The 15,683-nt window shown below is 34.8% G+C and carries 14 protein-coding genes; all 14 read left to right on the forward strand.

Annotated elements, in window-relative coordinates; all coding sequences use genetic code 11:
* Positions 1-651, forward strand: coding sequence for a sugar transferase (locus BDI_RS02120; RefSeq protein WP_008780894.1), 651 nt, complete (start codon positions 1-3; stop codon positions 649-651).
* A complete protein-coding gene (locus tag BDI_RS02125) occupies positions 648-1,172 on the forward strand; it encodes a GNAT family N-acetyltransferase (RefSeq protein WP_008780895.1) in 525 nt (174 codons plus the stop codon). Before BDI_RS02120 ends, BDI_RS02125 begins: the two co-directional genes overlap by 4 nt.
* A 2-nt stretch (positions 1,173-1,174) precedes the next feature.
* Positions 1,175-2,110, forward strand: coding sequence for a 1-aminocyclopropane-1-carboxylate deaminase/D-cysteine desulfhydrase (locus BDI_RS02130; protein ID WP_008780896.1), 936 nt, complete (start codon positions 1,175-1,177; stop codon positions 2,108-2,110).
* A gap of 2 nt (positions 2,111-2,112) precedes the next feature.
* Positions 2,113-3,090, forward strand: coding sequence for an ATP-grasp domain-containing protein (locus BDI_RS02135; protein ID WP_011966005.1), 978 nt, complete (start codon positions 2,113-2,115; stop codon positions 3,088-3,090).
* Positions 3,091-3,102: 12 nt separating this feature from the next.
* Positions 3,103-4,194 carry a sugar-transfer associated ATP-grasp domain-containing protein gene (locus tag BDI_RS02140; RefSeq protein ID WP_008780898.1) on the forward strand — a complete coding sequence of 364 codons (1,092 nt, stop codon included), beginning with the start codon at positions 3,103-3,105 and terminating at the stop codon, positions 4,192-4,194.
* A 36-nt stretch (positions 4,195-4,230) separates the two neighbouring features.
* Positions 4,231-5,307: an NAD/NADP-dependent octopine/nopaline dehydrogenase family protein gene (locus BDI_RS02145; RefSeq protein WP_008780899.1), complete on the forward strand. Its 1,077-nt coding sequence runs from the start codon at positions 4,231-4,233 to the stop codon at positions 5,305-5,307.
* A gap of 14 nt (positions 5,308-5,321) precedes the next feature.
* Positions 5,322-6,323: a sugar-transfer associated ATP-grasp domain-containing protein gene (locus BDI_RS02150; protein WP_011966006.1), complete on the forward strand. Its 1,002-nt coding sequence runs from the start codon at positions 5,322-5,324 to the stop codon at positions 6,321-6,323.
* A gap of 12 nt (positions 6,324-6,335) precedes the next feature.
* Positions 6,336-7,562, forward strand: coding sequence for a CapA family protein (locus tag BDI_RS02155; RefSeq protein ID WP_011966007.1), 1,227 nt, complete (start codon positions 6,336-6,338; stop codon positions 7,560-7,562).
* 4 nt (positions 7,563-7,566) lie between these two features.
* Positions 7,567-8,814, forward strand: coding sequence for a CapA family protein (locus BDI_RS02160; protein WP_011966008.1), 1,248 nt, complete (start codon positions 7,567-7,569; stop codon positions 8,812-8,814).
* On the forward strand, positions 8,811-9,959 hold the full coding sequence (locus BDI_RS02165) for a glycosyltransferase family 4 protein (protein WP_011966009.1): 1,149 nt from the start codon (positions 8,811-8,813) through the stop codon (positions 9,957-9,959). Before BDI_RS02160 ends, BDI_RS02165 begins: the two co-directional genes overlap by 4 nt.
* A gap of 559 nt (positions 9,960-10,518) precedes the next feature.
* A complete protein-coding gene (locus BDI_RS21115) occupies positions 10,519-11,241 on the forward strand; it encodes an O-antigen ligase family protein (RefSeq protein ID WP_224202555.1) in 723 nt (240 codons plus the stop codon).
* 42 nt (positions 11,242-11,283) lie between these two features.
* Positions 11,284-12,159, forward strand: a complete 876-nt coding sequence (locus BDI_RS02175; protein WP_011966011.1) for an ATP-grasp fold amidoligase family protein — start codon at positions 11,284-11,286, stop codon at positions 12,157-12,159.
* Between the two features lie 37 nt (positions 12,160-12,196).
* Positions 12,197-13,636: a flippase gene (locus BDI_RS02180; protein WP_154396588.1), complete on the forward strand. Its 1,440-nt coding sequence runs from the start codon at positions 12,197-12,199 to the stop codon at positions 13,634-13,636.
* Between the two features lie 11 nt (positions 13,637-13,647).
* Positions 13,648-14,904 carry a nucleotide sugar dehydrogenase gene (locus BDI_RS02185; protein ID WP_009017637.1) on the forward strand — a complete coding sequence of 419 codons (1,257 nt, stop codon included), beginning with the start codon at positions 13,648-13,650 and terminating at the stop codon, positions 14,902-14,904.
* The last annotated feature ends 779 nt before the right edge of the window (positions 14,905-15,683 follow it).

Genomic DNA, 15,683 nt, shown 5'->3' on the forward strand with positions numbered 1-15,683 from the left:
ATGGACTTGAAGAATTTCTATAAACAATATATAAAGAGAGTAATGGACATTTTATGTTCATTTTTGTTTCTTGTTCTATTTTGGTGGTTACTTGTATTAGTTGCTTTTTTAGTAAAAATTAGATTAGGCTCTCCAATTTTATTCACTCAAGACAGACCCGGAAAAAAAGGAAAGGTTTTTAAGTTATACAAATTTAGGTCTATGATTGATAAATGTGATAAAGAAGGAAATCCTCTACCTGATGACGAACGTTTACCCAAATTCGGTCGTATTCTTCGCTCAACAAGCCTGGATGAGTTACCTGAGATTTTCAATATATTAAAGGGAGATATGAGTGTTGTAGGGCCAAGACCCCTTTTGGTTGAATATCTTCCATATTATACAAAAGAGGAATTGCGTCGTCATGAACAGAGACCGGGATTGACTGGGTGGGCACAGATTAACGGACGAAACGCTACCGGGTGGGACGAACGTTTGCAACAGGATGTTTATTATGTAGATCATTGTTCATTGTTTTTAGATTGTAAAATCATTTTACGTACGGTTCTAAAAGTAGTAAAAAGGTCGGATGTGTTGGTCGGGAAACAAATTCCTGCGGGAAGATTGGATGTCTCCCGTAAAAATAGGCTGGATTTAAATGGTGTAAAATGAAATTTGGAAATGTAAATATCCGACCTTTTACGGAAAATGATATATTGAATAAGGTCCGATGGATAAACGATTGTGAGAATAATAAGTTCCTGCATTACGAACTTCCTTTGGACGAGGATAAGACTCGGGCTTGGTTTCATAAGAATAAGGATCGAGCAGATCGCTATGATGCCATCATTGAATATGATAGAAATCCTGTGGGTGTAATAGGTTTATTATCTATCGTAGATGGACGGGCCGAATATTATATTACGTTAGGAGAAAGTCGGTATAGAGGAAAAGGTATAGCGCGAGATGCTAGTATCTTATTGTTGAAATATGCTTTTGATGAATTGGATTTGCTAGAAGTCTATTTATATACGGAAGTAGACAATATACCAGCTCAGAAATTATTTGAGAAATGTGGTTTTGTGAAGCATCGTTTAGATAAAAACTCTGCGGTTAACAGAGGAACCTTAGTAGATAGATTCTATTATAGCATTACAGCTTCTGAATTTCGTGAAAATAGTAAAGGGAAATAGATATGACTCCTTTATACTTTTTGTTTAGTGATTCCAATAAAAATAATATCTATATAAAACGTGATGATCTGATCCCTATCTCTTTTGGTGGGAATAAGGCAAGAAAAGCCATGAACTTCTTTAAAGAAATAGATCAAGGGGGATTTGATTGTGTAGTTACGTATGGAAGTGGTAGCTCCAACCATTGCCGAATCGTTTCAAATATGGCAGCTTCAAGGAAATTGCCTTGTTATATTGTCGCTCCAAAAGAATCTTCTTTGCCTACATTCAATAGTAAGATGATGGAGTTATTCGGCTCTCATTTTATGATTACTCCTGTCAATGAGGTCCATGACACCATCGAGAGATTGTTGGCTACATTGAAAGAGGAAGGAAAGAAGCCTTATTTTATTGCGGGTGGCGGGCATGGTAATCTAGGAACGCAGGCTTATGTGGATTGCTATAAGGAAATCGCAGTATATGAGCATGAGTGTAAAATTCATTTTGGTCTTATCTTTCTAGCGTCAGGTACGGGTACAACGCAAGCAGGATTGGTTTGCGGACAATTGATGAGTCAAGATAAACGAAAGATTATAGGTATTAGTATCGCTCGGAAAAATCCTCGGGGAAAACAAGTGGTATTGGATAGCTCGTATGAATATTTAGCGAGTAAAGGGATATATCTATCAAAGATCCAATTAGAAAGTGAAATAGTTTTTGTTGATGATTATGTCGGTTTAGGATATGGAACAAAATCCAAGGATATAGATTATACGATTAATAGCGTCTTAGTGAATTTTGGAATACCAATGGACTCTACTTATACAGCGAAAGCATATACCGGAATGATAAGATATATACAAGAAAATAATGTGACAGGAGAAAATATCCTATTTATTCATACGGGTGGAACCCCTTTATTTTTTGATGATTTGATGAGATTAGAAAATATAATTTAGAAATGGAAATCAATATATTAATCTTAAGTGTAGGGACGAGGAATAAGATAGTCCAATATCTTAAAAAGGCGTTGACGGATCAAGAGGGTAATCGTTTAGGCTCTGTTATCGCTACAGATATGAGTAATATCGCTCCGGCAATATATGAAGCTGATAAATATTACCAAGTACCTCGGATGATGGCTTCGGATTATATGGAGGTTATTTTTGATATTTGTAGAAAAGAGAAGATAACAGCCATATTAAGTTTAATAGATCCTGAATTGAGTCTGTTAGCCAAGCACGAAAAAGAATTTGCGGCATTAAGTGTCAAGGTGATAGGATCTAGTTATGAATTATGTGAGATGAGCCTAGATAAGATACAAATGTATGAATGGCTAACAACGCATGGTTATAAGACCGCTAAAAGTTATACCGATAAGTCTGTTTTTTTTAAGGATATCGAGTTGGGAAAAATCTCTTATCCGGTATTTGTAAAACCTGTCAGAGGTAGCGCTTCTCTCGCTATAAGTAAAGTGAATGATAAAGAGACTATCGAGTTGCTTTTTGCCCATGCGGATAACCTAATGATCCAAGAATTTTTAGACGGTCAGGAAATAGGAGCGGATGTATATATTGATATGTTGAGTGGTGAGGTCGTTTCTATTTTCACGAAAAGGAAAATCGTTATGCGGGCAGGAGAAACAGATAAAGCGGTTTCTTTTAAAGATGAAAAGCTATTTTGTTTGATCAACAGATTTGTGAAAGAGGCTGGATATCGGGGGCAAATAGATATTGATATTTTCGAGATCGGAGGTGATTATTATATATCAGAAGTGAATCCTCGTTTTGGAGGAGGGTATCCTCATGCTTATGAATGTGGTTGTAATCATATGGATTTGATTGTTAATAATTTGTCCGGAAAGACTAATCCGGTGAATATTGGAAATTATTCGGAGGATATTTATATGATGAAATATAATGAAGTTTTGATTCGATAGAATGGATAGAATATGAGAAGTGGTGTACGTAAAAAATGGGATGATCTGAATTTCAAGGCTGAATCTTTTTATCGGAAATATGAGTATCGTAAAAAGGCTAAGCTTCGTTTAAAGCGAATGAATGGCGGATGCAAATGCACGAAAGAGTATAATGAGATTGTGATTCCTTTTTGGAAGAAATATGGATTGAGACCAGATAAAATGTGGTATCAGATCTTTTGGGATCGAACTCATGAGCCGGATCCGCGCTATATCCCGGATGATTTATGGTATGGGGTTATAGTCCCTTATTTCAGTAATTCACAGTTCCGTCGTTTTGGTGAGGACAAATGTTTACATGATGTTTTTTTCAAGGATTTAGTTAGACCTGAGACCATTGTGAAAAATATGGCCGGAATCTTTTATGATGCGCATATGTGTATAATCACTAAAGAACAGGCTATAGAGAAATGTATGGTGTATCAAGGAGAGTTTTTGATTAAGCCCTCAATAGATAGTGGAGAAGGTAGATTGATTAGTTTCTTTGACTCACAGGACTTGGATCAAAAATCATTAATATCAGCTATAGATGGTTTAAAGGCGAACTTTATTGTTCAAGAGGCAGTTAAGCAGCATGCGGTACTGGCTGCGTTGAATCCTTCTTCATTAAATACGATTCGTGTTGTGTCGTTCTTATTTGAAGGTACGATCTATATTTTATCCTCTATTTTACGAATGGGGGCAAGTGGACATAAGGTCGATAATATTGGTGCGGGTGGATTCGCCTGTCCGATTCAAGCTAATGGGCGGTTGACCGAGAAAGGTGTTAATCGAAAAGCCGAGTGGGTTACAGAAAATCAACACGGTATTCGTTTTGCGGATGTTATAGTACCTTCTTATGATAAAATCATAGCTATGATAAAAGAGCAACATTTGAAATTGGCCCATTTCAAACTAATCGGTTGGGATTTTTCTGTGAATGTGAAAGGGGAACCGGTTTTCATTGAATATAATGTTTGCCCGGGTTCCAATCAGATCACTTGTGGCCCCACATTCGGAGATTTGACAGAACGTGTGTTGGAGGAGGTCTTTGTGAAGAAGACTTTGGAATATGCGCAGAATTAAATAGATATATAATAATTTAGGCAAGGAGAATTAAAAATGAAAATTGCTATTTTAGGAGCTGGTAACGCAGGGTGTGCAGTTGCGGCTGATTTAACATTGAAAGGACATGAAGTTACTTTGATCAAGACATCTCATGCGATGCATGATGATAATTTTGAGTATATGCAATCACATAAAGGAGAAATGACTTTAAATGAGTTTGGCAAAGTTTCTACTGCGTATATTCATCGAGTTACAAGAGACCTAGAGGAGCTGCAAGACGCTGAAATCGTTATCATATATATTCAAACGAATTATCATGAGCAATTAATAGAAAAGATAGCACCATATCTACAAAAAGATCAAATACTTTTGATCAATCCGGGATATTTGTCTACCGCATATGTTCTTAAATATTGCCAAGATAAACCTATCATTGTAGCGGAAGCTCAAAGCTCTTTTATAGACGGTCGTGTTATGGAACCGGGGCAATTTAAGGTAGGGTTTCGAAATGTAAGGAATCCGATTGGTATTTATCCTTCATCAAGAAAAGAGGAAGCGATAGAAAAATTGGATAAATTACAAGAACGATTTGTTTATTTGGATTCTGTGGTAGAAGCGGCTCTTCATAATCCAAACTTAGTAGTGCATACAGTAGGTTCTGTTATGAGCATACCGCGTATAGAGAAATCACATGGTGATTTTTGCATGTATCATGAGGCATATACCAGGGACAACCCTGCTACCTGGAGAATCTTAGAGGCGATGGATGCGGAAAAGATGAATGTTCTGGAGAAACTAGGTTTTTCAAGGCTAAGTTATGTGGAGGCTTGTAAATACCGAAATTCATTAGATGATAATAAGGACGCTAAAGAGGTTTTCTTGGATTATGCGGAAATGGATACCCGTGCGAAAGGACCGACCCAAGTGGATTCCAGATATATTTCAGAGGATGTACCGCAGGGGTTAGTGATGTTAGAGGCTTTAGGAAAGTCGTTAGATGTCGCAACTCCTATTGTTTCAAGTCTTATCGAAATAGCTAGTGCGGCTTTAGGACGTGATCTTCGTGCGGAAGGTAGGACTCCGGAGAAGTTGGGTGAGGAAAATATTCAGAAAATACTGATGGACTGCTGATTCTAAAAAGAATTATGAAAGAATGTATTTTGCAGAAATTTATTCGTTTGTTTCGTGATATTGATAAAGAGATTCTTCCTAATGCAAATGTTTTAGAACGAATTTATATAGTCTTTGATTTTTTGTGGGAAAAAATAAAATATAACATAGAATTAATAGACTATGTTCAGTATCGTTTTTATTTTAAAAGAAGAATCGAGAGGGATCAATTTATTACACATGGTAAGTTGTTGAAAATTATAAAAATATGTAATGATCCAAAATCAAGAATATTTTTTGATCAGAAACCATTGTTTAATCAAGAGTTTAAAGACTATTTAGGTCGAGATTGGCTTGATACAAAGGTTTGTTCAAAAGAAGAGTTTTATTCTTTTTGTAAAAGAAATTCAACACTTTTCTGCAAATCTCCTGATGGAATGTTTGGAAAGGGGATTGATATTATTCATTTGGCTAATGTGAGTGATTTGGATCGTTTCTATGATACGTGTAAGAAAAACAAGATTTTATTAGAAGAAGTACTAGAGCAAGATTGCGAGTTGGCTGCTTTTAATAATACTGCGGTGAATACGATTCGTGTTGTGACACTGATTTGTGCGGATGATTCAGTTAGAATTATGGCTGCGGTTTTAAGGTTAAGTAGAAAGGGAAAATTTGCCGACAATTTTCATCATGATGGGATAGCCTCGTTAATAGATGTCGAAACAGGTATTGTTAATACAACAGGGGTAGATCGTAAATGGAATCGATATACAATACATCCGGATTCAAGAAAACCTATTGTGGGATTTCAAATTCCAAGATGGTTTGAAGTTGTAGATATGGTAAAGAAAGCAGCAAGGGTTCATCCTGAAGTCAGATACGTAGGGTGGGATGTAACAATAAAAAGCAGTGGAGAAATCGTTCTGATAGAAGGAAATCCTGGGGCTGATCCAGATGTGACACAAATAGAGGATCAGGTTGGAAAATGGCCATTGTATGAGCCTTTGTTATTTGAGATAGAGAGTTGTAAGGAATAATCAGAATCGATCATGAAAAAAATTACTTTTATCGGGGATATTACTAGTGATAGGCCTTTGCTGAATGCTGCATATGATAGGAATACAGATGCTTATGATTTTTCCCCTGTCTTTGGTAAAGTTAAAAAATTGTTTGAGGAATCTGATTATGTGGTAGGTAATTTTGAGACCGTATGTGCGGGTGATAAGAATGGGTTCCAGAATCAGTATCTGTTATGTAACTCTCCAGATGAATTGATCCAAGCAATGGTGAAGGGAGGTGTCAATTGTGTTACGACTGCTAATAATCATTGTTTAGACCAAGGGATTGAAGGCCTTGTTCGTACAATTAAAGAATTAGATAGAAATAAGGTTTTACATACGGGTACTTTTACATATGAGAACGCTTCAAAACGAATTCTGTATTTATATTTGAATCATATTGTAATAGCACTAATATCGAATACCTATTCGACAAATTCGTCAAATACGGGAATTGCTCTAGATGATCGAAATGATTTCCATGTGAATTTGCTTAAAGAGCAAAGTGAATTTATTCTTGTTGGTAAAAGAAAATGGGCTAAAAGAATTTTTTTTAGGTTTATTAAAGCAAGATATCGGAGAAGAATAAATAGGGTTGTGGCAAGAATGCAACTTCGGCGGGGAAAAGTATTCTTAAAGCCGAGGGTAGATGTTATCATGGATGGTGATACTGATAATAAATATTTAGGATTATTGGCAGAAGATCTGAAAACCGCAAGAGAAAAAGCTGATTATGTGATCGTATGTTCGCATATTGGGGGACAATTTAATGAAACTCCGGGAACCTATAGTAGGTTTATGGCTGATTTTGTTTTAGAACATGGTGCTGATATGTTAATAGGAAATCATCCGCATGTTATTCAGAAAACAAGAATAGAAAACAGAAAGGTTGTTGCTTATTCTTTGGGTAGTTTTAATCAATCTCCGAGTGCCGATTATATAATTCATGATGCCCTACCTGAATATTCTATGGCTTTGCATGTTTATTTTTCAAAAGATCGAGATAAAGGGAATGTAAGAATGATCACATTCTCTATTTTAAAGGCTGTTGAAGATTCCAATAAGATGATTGTTGTTTATCCAATAGATGAACTAAATGATGAATTGGAGGGGGATGATCGTATTCAATTACAGGAAGATGTAAAGAGAATTTATGAACGAATTACTGGGACTTCTATCCTCAAAGATGTGATACAGAGGGAGTATGTATTGAGATGATGTGATGAAAGAATATTATAAAATAAGTTTTACCGGGGATATAATGTGCGAACGTCCCTTATTGAGTGCTTCTAGATCTGATAAAAAATATGACTTTGACTTTGTTTTTCATGGAGTGAAGGATAAGTTGCGGGAATCAGATCTTGTTGTTGGTAATTTGGAGACTGTATTTGCTGGGGAGGAGGCCGGATATACGAATGACGTGTATTCATTTAATACTCCGGATCGTTTTGTATGTTCAATGAAAAGTGCTGGTATCGATTATGTAAGTACGGCCAATAATCACTGTCTTGATCGCGGAACCGAAGGGTTGATTAGGACATTGGATCTATTGGATCAGTATGGAATAAAGCATTTTGGAACTTATAGGAGTAAAGAAGAACGAACTTCTTATGAACTTTTGGAGTTGGGGGGTAAGAAGATTGCTTTAATAGCTTATACGTATGGAACAAATGTAGTAGAGAATGGGATTGTATTCAAAGAAGATGAAGAGTTCTATGTTAATGTATTGAAGTCGCAAGAACGTGAGTGGCTGAAATTTAAAAAGACATTAAATACACCGGGTATTCGTAGTAAACTTTCTCGATACATACGAAAGGTTACTACTTTAGAGCAGCGAATGCGAATCAAAAAGAAACTTGGCATGTTGAAAAATCTTCCTAAATCAGATGATTTATTAGAGGATGACATCTATCCAAGATATTTAGAACGGCTTAAATCTGATATAGAAAAAGCAAGGTGTGAAGCCGACTATGTTATTGTTTGTTTACATTCCGGTGGCTTATTCAATGTTAAGGTCGGAGCATACACGGAATATATTGTAGATTTAATAGTTCGTGCAGGAGCGGATGCTATAGTAGGAAATCACCCCCATGTCGTTCAGAAATTCGTAGATAAAGGCTGTTTAGTTGCCTATTCGTTGGGTAATTTCAGCATATCTCCTAGTTCTCTTTATTTAGTAAGAGAAAATTTGCCCGAGTATTCGGTGTTATTACATTTCTATTTTGATAAAGAAAGAATGTCTCTTTATAAAGTTACATTTTCTATATTAAAGATTGTAGAATCTAAAAATGGAAATCTAAGTGTATATCCTATTAATGCGCTGTATGATAAGTGTGATATTACTAGTGAACGGGACATGTTGATAAGTGATTGTACGAAAATATACAATACTTTTACCGGTAAGAAGGAAATGGCGATAGATATATTGGATGAGTACGTATGTTTTGAAAAAATTAAGGATGCATTATGAAAGTCTGTTTTTTTGCGCATTGTAGCATTACCAATAGCGATGGGGCAACTCTTTCCATGTATAATATCATTGATGAAATGTTGCGTCGAGGAATTGAAGTTGTTGTCGTTCTTGCCAATACGAGGAATTTAGAGGGGCGAATTGCAGAAGGGAAGATAAAATTTATAGTCGCTCCATTATATGGGATGCGAATGGATTTGAACAAAAAAACTCCGATGACGCAAGTGAAGTTCTTTGTGAAAAGTATCTGTAATTCTATACAGAAAAGAAAAATAGAAAAGGTTCTTAAATCGGAGAATATTGACATTATCCATATAAATGGATTAGATAGTAGTATTGGTGCAGAGATCGCACAAAAATTGAAGATTCCATATGTATGGCATATTCGTCAATTCATGGAAGCTGATTTGGGTAAAAAGTTGTTTCGTGAAAAGTATGTATATCGATTGGTTGCAAGGGCCTCATCTGTTATAGCGATATCAAAAGATGTACAGGCTAAATTTGAGCCTCTCTTGGGGCGTAAAATGGATCTTGTATATAATGGAGTTCCGGTTGAAAAATATAAACTGGAAGATGTTACAAGATTTGAATCTCCGGTAACTAGGATGCTTTTGGCAGGGAGAATTTCTGTTCAAAAAGGCCAAATGGATGCGATAAAGGCTGTAGAGTTATTAATGCAACGTGGTATTGATACTGTTTTATTGACTTTGGTGGGACAAGGAGAAACGAAGGAGTATTTGGAATATGTGAAATCGTATGTAAAAGAGCATGAGCTAGAACAAAAAATTTGCATTTTAGAGCATCATGATGATTTAAGGGAGTTGCGAAGACAATGTGATATAGGTTTGACTTGTTCAAAAAAGGAAGCTTTTGGACGAGTTACTGTAGAGAATATGTTGGCTAAAATGCTTGTTATTGGAGCTAATACAGGTGGGACATTAGAGATTGTCGAGGATGGTTATAATGGCTTGTTGTACGAGGAAGGTAATCCGGAAAGTTTGGCTGGGCGTATTGAATATGCTATGGAGCATAAGATGGATATGCAAATATTATTGGATAGAGGATATCTGGATTCTATAAATCGGTTTTCTAGTACAACTCTAATAGAGTCCATATTGAATTTATATAAAAAGATAATATTCTGATATTTAAATTGGATTTATGAACATCGTTTTGAAACGGAAGTTTATCAATAAACTTATGTGGCATGTGATTTTTTGGGGAATACAGTTCGCTTTATTATGTCCTGAATTTATCACATTTACCTCTGCATATAACTATATTCGATATATACATCATGTGATTTGTGTCTGTTCAATAGTTGTATTTTTTGTGTTTTTTAGAAAAAATGAATTACTGTGGTTGATTCTGTTGTTCTTTTTCCTGTTTCTATTTGTAACGATGAAGAATGCGGGAAACTTGGGAAATTTTCTTTTGAATTTTGAGAGGTCTTATTCTCTGATATGTTTCTATTGCTTTTTTTATAGGATGAGCAGGCGATTATTCTTTATTGGAACTTCTTTTTTTTGGATGTCATTGATTTTAGTTAATACTATTCTTACCTTTCTTTATCCCAATGGATTGTATTTTTTTAATTCTCAATTTTCAGGTATAGATAAATCGTATTACTTCTTAGGAGTATCTAATCAGGTTATACCGTTTTATATGATTTCAATAGTGTTCGTTTTTTTGAAAAACTTTTATTTGAATAAAAATAATAAGGAAGTCTTTCTGTTGTTTATATGCATGTGGGGTTGTGAATTTGTGTATCAGTCTGCTACATCGCTTGTTGGATGTTTCTTTTTTACTATTGGCTATTTGTTTTTTGTATTGCCTAAAGATACACAGGGGAAGATTGTACATTCTATTCATCGGGGATACAATTTTATTTTAGTTGCCATGGCCATCACTGTGTTTATGATCCACTATTTGATAGTTGTGTATCAAATACAAAATAAATTTGCCTATTTAGTGGAAGTCGTTTTAAAAAAGGATTTAACATTTTCTACTCGAACTATAATTTGGAATAGTGCTATTAATATGATTGAAAAATCATTTCTTATAGGTTATGGGGCTGTTGAAAACAATAATAGATATATTGAGATAGGAAGTTCTTCTTTTAATGCTCATAATATTATTCTTCAGATATTACTTATGGGAGGAATCATATTGTTGTTGGTTTGTTTTTTACTTGTTTGGAAGTCAATTAAATCAATGTTGTTTTGTTTGGATTTGAGGGTCAAGAATATAGTGTTTTTGCTATTTGCTGTATTCTTCTTTATGTCCTTGTCAGAAGTGTATACACTAAATTTGATGTTTATTGTTCTATACTTGGGTTTTTTGATAAAAGAAAAAATTCCCTATTGTAAACATCTGGATGCTGAATCTTTTAGTAATAATGCAAGTATCCGATTGAATTTATACTAGTACAACTCTTGCGTTTGTTTTTTATATTAAATAATTAATCTAATGTTTGGTAAAATTAAATTTTTATTTTCTAGAATTTTAAAACAACTGTCTCCTGTATTTTATGTTAAGCAGAAATATTATAGAATATTTGGAACGAGTTTGGATTTAGTAAACCCTCAGGGTTTTAATGAAAAAATATGCTGGCTTGCCTTGTATTGGCAAAAGCCTATAGTAGTTAAATGTGCTGATAAATATGAGCTTAGAGAATATGTTAGCTCTTTAGGTCTCATGGAATTAATGCCTCAGCTATATGGTGTCTATACTGATGTGAAGGGTATAGAGTGGAATCGATTTCCTAAAAAGTTTGTGATTAAATGTACACATGGTTGTAAGTATAATATTGTATGCTTTAATAAAGATGAATTAGATATTCATTCTGCTGATATTTCTTTAAATAAATGGCTTCATTCTGTTTATGGTACCAATACTTATGAGCCTCATTATTCAAAAATGACACCTCGTATTATTGCTGAAGAGTTTATTGAAACTAGTGAAAGAGGACTTCCGGAAGATTATAAGGTATATTGTTTTAATGGAGAGCCAAAGTGTGTGTTGGTTTGCCTTAACAGGGAGTCGGAACTTGTACTTGAATGGTATGATCTTGAATGGAATGTATTTGATATTGGTGCTAAAAGTAATATGCGTAGGGCTAATAAACCTGCTTGTTTGGATCAGATGATAAAATATGCTCGAATATTGTCAAAAGGATTTCCTTTTGTAAGAGTTGATTTCTATGATAGTTTTGGTAAGCCAATTTTAGGGGAAATGACGTTTACACCTATGTATGGAATGGCTAAATATTATTCGAAAGAAGGGAATCTATTATTGGGCAGTATGTTGACTCTTCCAAATAAGTATAAAGGGCATTTTGAGTAATCTTATAAATGGTTGTTTTGAATTTGGAGTATTTGTGATGGAAGGAAAGATAAAAAAGAATCTTGTGTACAATGTATGTTATCAACTATTGGTAATCATATTGCCATTTATAACTGCACCCTATGTGTCAAGAGTTTTAGGGGCATACAATATCGGTATATATTCTTATACACAAGCTCTTGCTAATTATTTTTATCTTTTTGTGATGTTAGGAGTGATCAATTATGGGAATAGAACGATTGCTGCAATAAGAGACGATCGAAATACCTTGGATAAAACATTTTGGGAAATTTATTCTTTTCAGTTACTGGTTGGATTATTTGTTACGGCTTTATATTTTATTTACTGTATTTCTTATGTGAAAGAAAATCGATTGATATATTGTATGCAATTCTTTTATGTTGCATCGGGAATTTTTGATGTTAATTGGCTTTGCTTTGGTTTAGAAAAGTTTAAATTGACTACGATCCGTAGTGTAATTGTCCGATTGGGAATGGTATTTGCGATTTTTTTATTTGTAAAAGATCAGTCTGATTTATCAATTTATACGGGAATCCTTTCTGTTGGAAGCTTATTGGCTGTATTAGCTGTATGGCCATTTGTGTTATCAAATGTAAATTTTAGAAGACCTTCTCTTACTGGCATTGTAAAGCATATTAAACCTAATCTGGTCCTTTTTTTGCCAGTTGTAGCTGTCAGTCTATATAATATAATGGATAAATTGATGTTAGGAAGTTTTAGTACGGAAGAAGAAGTTGGTTTTTATACTTATGCAGAGCGAATAACTCAGATACCTAATACGATAATTTTAGCATTGAATTCTGTTCTTATGCCTAGAATGGCTAATTTATATGCCAAAAACGATACTATTAAGACTAGGAATATGATGGATAATATTATGTTATTTGCAATGTTTATGAGTGTATTGATGGCATTTATATTAGCGAGAATTGCTCCGAATTTTGCTCCTTGGTTTTATGGTGATGAGTTTGCTCGATGTGGATTATTTATAGTGATGCTTTGTCCTATTATAATATTTAAAGGTTGGGCTGGCGTGTTGAGGACACAATATATTATTCCTAAAGGTAAGGATCGAGTTTTTATTACTTCATTGACTATAGGGGCAGTGGTTAATCTAATAATAAATTACTGTTTGATACCAAAATATAGTGGGATCGGTGCTGTAGTTGGTACGTTGTTCGCAGAGTTTGCGGTTTGTTTAGTGCAATTTACTATGATATATAAGGAAATTCCATTTAAGATTTATTTGAAAGATGGGCTTGCTTTTTGTTGTATGGGGCTCGTGATGTATAATGCCGTATTGTATATAGAATATTTAAATGTATCTCCATTCTTTACTATGGTAATACAAATTGTAATTGGAACTATTTTATTTACTATTTTGGCTGTATTTTATTGTATTAAAGTAAAGGGAATAAATGTAAGGAATAAAATTTTGTATGAATTGAAAAAATAAATGCATAATAGATGAAATCATTTCAAGAGTTAAAAATAGCCGTGGCCGGTACCGGTTACGTTGGTTTATCAATTGCCACTTTGTTATCACAGCATCATGAGGTGGTAGCCATAGACATAGTTCCTGAGAAGGTAGATTTGATCAATAATAAAAAATCACCGATTCAAGATGATTACATAGAAGAGTATTTGGCTAGTCATAAATTGAATTTGAAAGCTACGCTAGATGCGGTGATGGCTTATAAGGACGCTGATTTTGTGGTGATAGCGGCTCCGACAAATTATGATAGCCAGCGAAATTTCTTTGATACGTCCGCTGTTGAGGCTGTGATAGAGCAGGTGCTTCGTTTTAATCCAAATGCTTTTATGGTCATTAAAAGTACGATACCTGTTGGTTATACGATTTCCGTACGTGAGCGTTTTCATACAAAGCGTATTCTTTTTAGTCCGGAGTTCTTGAGAGAGTCTAAGGCTTTGTATGATAATTTGTATCCTAGCCGGATCATCGTGGGTACGGATTTGTCTGATCCGGAATTGGTAGATGCCGCTCATATTTTTGCTGAACTGTTGCAAGAAGGTGCTATAAAAGAAAATATAGATACCTTATTTATGGGGTTGACAGAAGCTGAGGCCGTAAAACTATTCGCAAATACATATCTTGCACTACGTGTTTCTTATTTTAATGAGTTGGATACGTATGCGGAAATGAAGGGGTTGGATACTCAATCGATCATAAATGGTGTGTGTTTGGATCCTCGTATCGGTAATCACTATAATAATCCTTCTTTTGGCTATGGGGGGTATTGTCTGCCGAAAGATACAAAACAATTACTCGCTAATTATGAGGATGTACCCGAAAATTTGATAGAAGCGATTGTGGAGAGTAACCGGACTAGGAAAGACTTTATAGCAGATCAAGTACTTCGTATGGCGGGTTATTATGCTTACGGGGAAGAGAATGAATGGAGTAGTGTACGGGAACATCCTGTTACGATCGGTGTTTATCGATTGACGATGAAGTCTAATTCTGATAATTTTAGACAATCTTCTATTCAAGGAATAATGAAACGAGTGAAAGCAAAAGGGGCTACTGTGATTGTTTATGAACCAGCCTTGTCGGATAATACTACATTCTTTGGGTCAGAAGTTGTTAATGATTTGGATCTCTTTAAAAAACGTAGTGCGGCTATTATAGCCAATCGATATGATGTGGAATTGGATGATGTGAAAAATAAGGTATATACACGAGATGTATATAGAAGGGATTAATCTAAATTAAGGTTAGCGTCCAAAAATGACGTATAGCATCATTCAACAGAAATATAGATCTTTGTTGCTGTAATTAAAACCCAATTAATATGTAGAGCAATAACAATTCTGAAATTTTTTTCCTCCGCTACAAATCCGAAGCGGTCACGAACAAGGATTCCATCCGATCCTTCTGTTTTAGAAATAAGGTACCGTATAACCTGTTTGAAAAATGGTTAAGATGTTTTCATGGGAGATGAGTTGAGATCTGTACATTTAAGGAGGCTGAACACCAACTGTGCCTGTCACATGTCCGGGCTAATATGTTAAAGCGTATGATCAAGGAGGTGAAAAAGAGAGCCTTGGTCTTTACGGACAGTTTGGATTTCTTCTTTAGAAAGGAACGTGATTATAATGAAGAGAATCTTATTCTTGAAGAAAGAGTCTGACGATCACTTACTATGCGATGTAACAGTATGTTACACTTTGGTCGTGACGAAGGTGTAGAAATGGCAACTGCATATCATGGTGTAATCAGTACTGTGAGGCAGCGGGGGAAGTGAGCTTGGGATTTCCTTGGTGAATATTTTAAAAATATTTTTAATGATTGTAAGGACTTTGTTAATCTCATACCCCAGAATATAGAGTTGGTATGTACTAATGGTTAAATTCAATGTTTTTAACATAAAATTAGGTAGGTGCTACAAAAGAGCCTATACATTGGTGCATGCTCTAATTAGAGTACCAACAAAGGTGTTGCGTGATTGCCATAAATTAATTAGGAAAGCACTATTGGCGGT

The organism is Parabacteroides distasonis ATCC 8503, from assembly GCF_000012845.1.
Taxonomy (GTDB): Bacteria; Bacteroidota; Bacteroidia; order Bacteroidales; family Tannerellaceae; genus Parabacteroides; species Parabacteroides distasonis.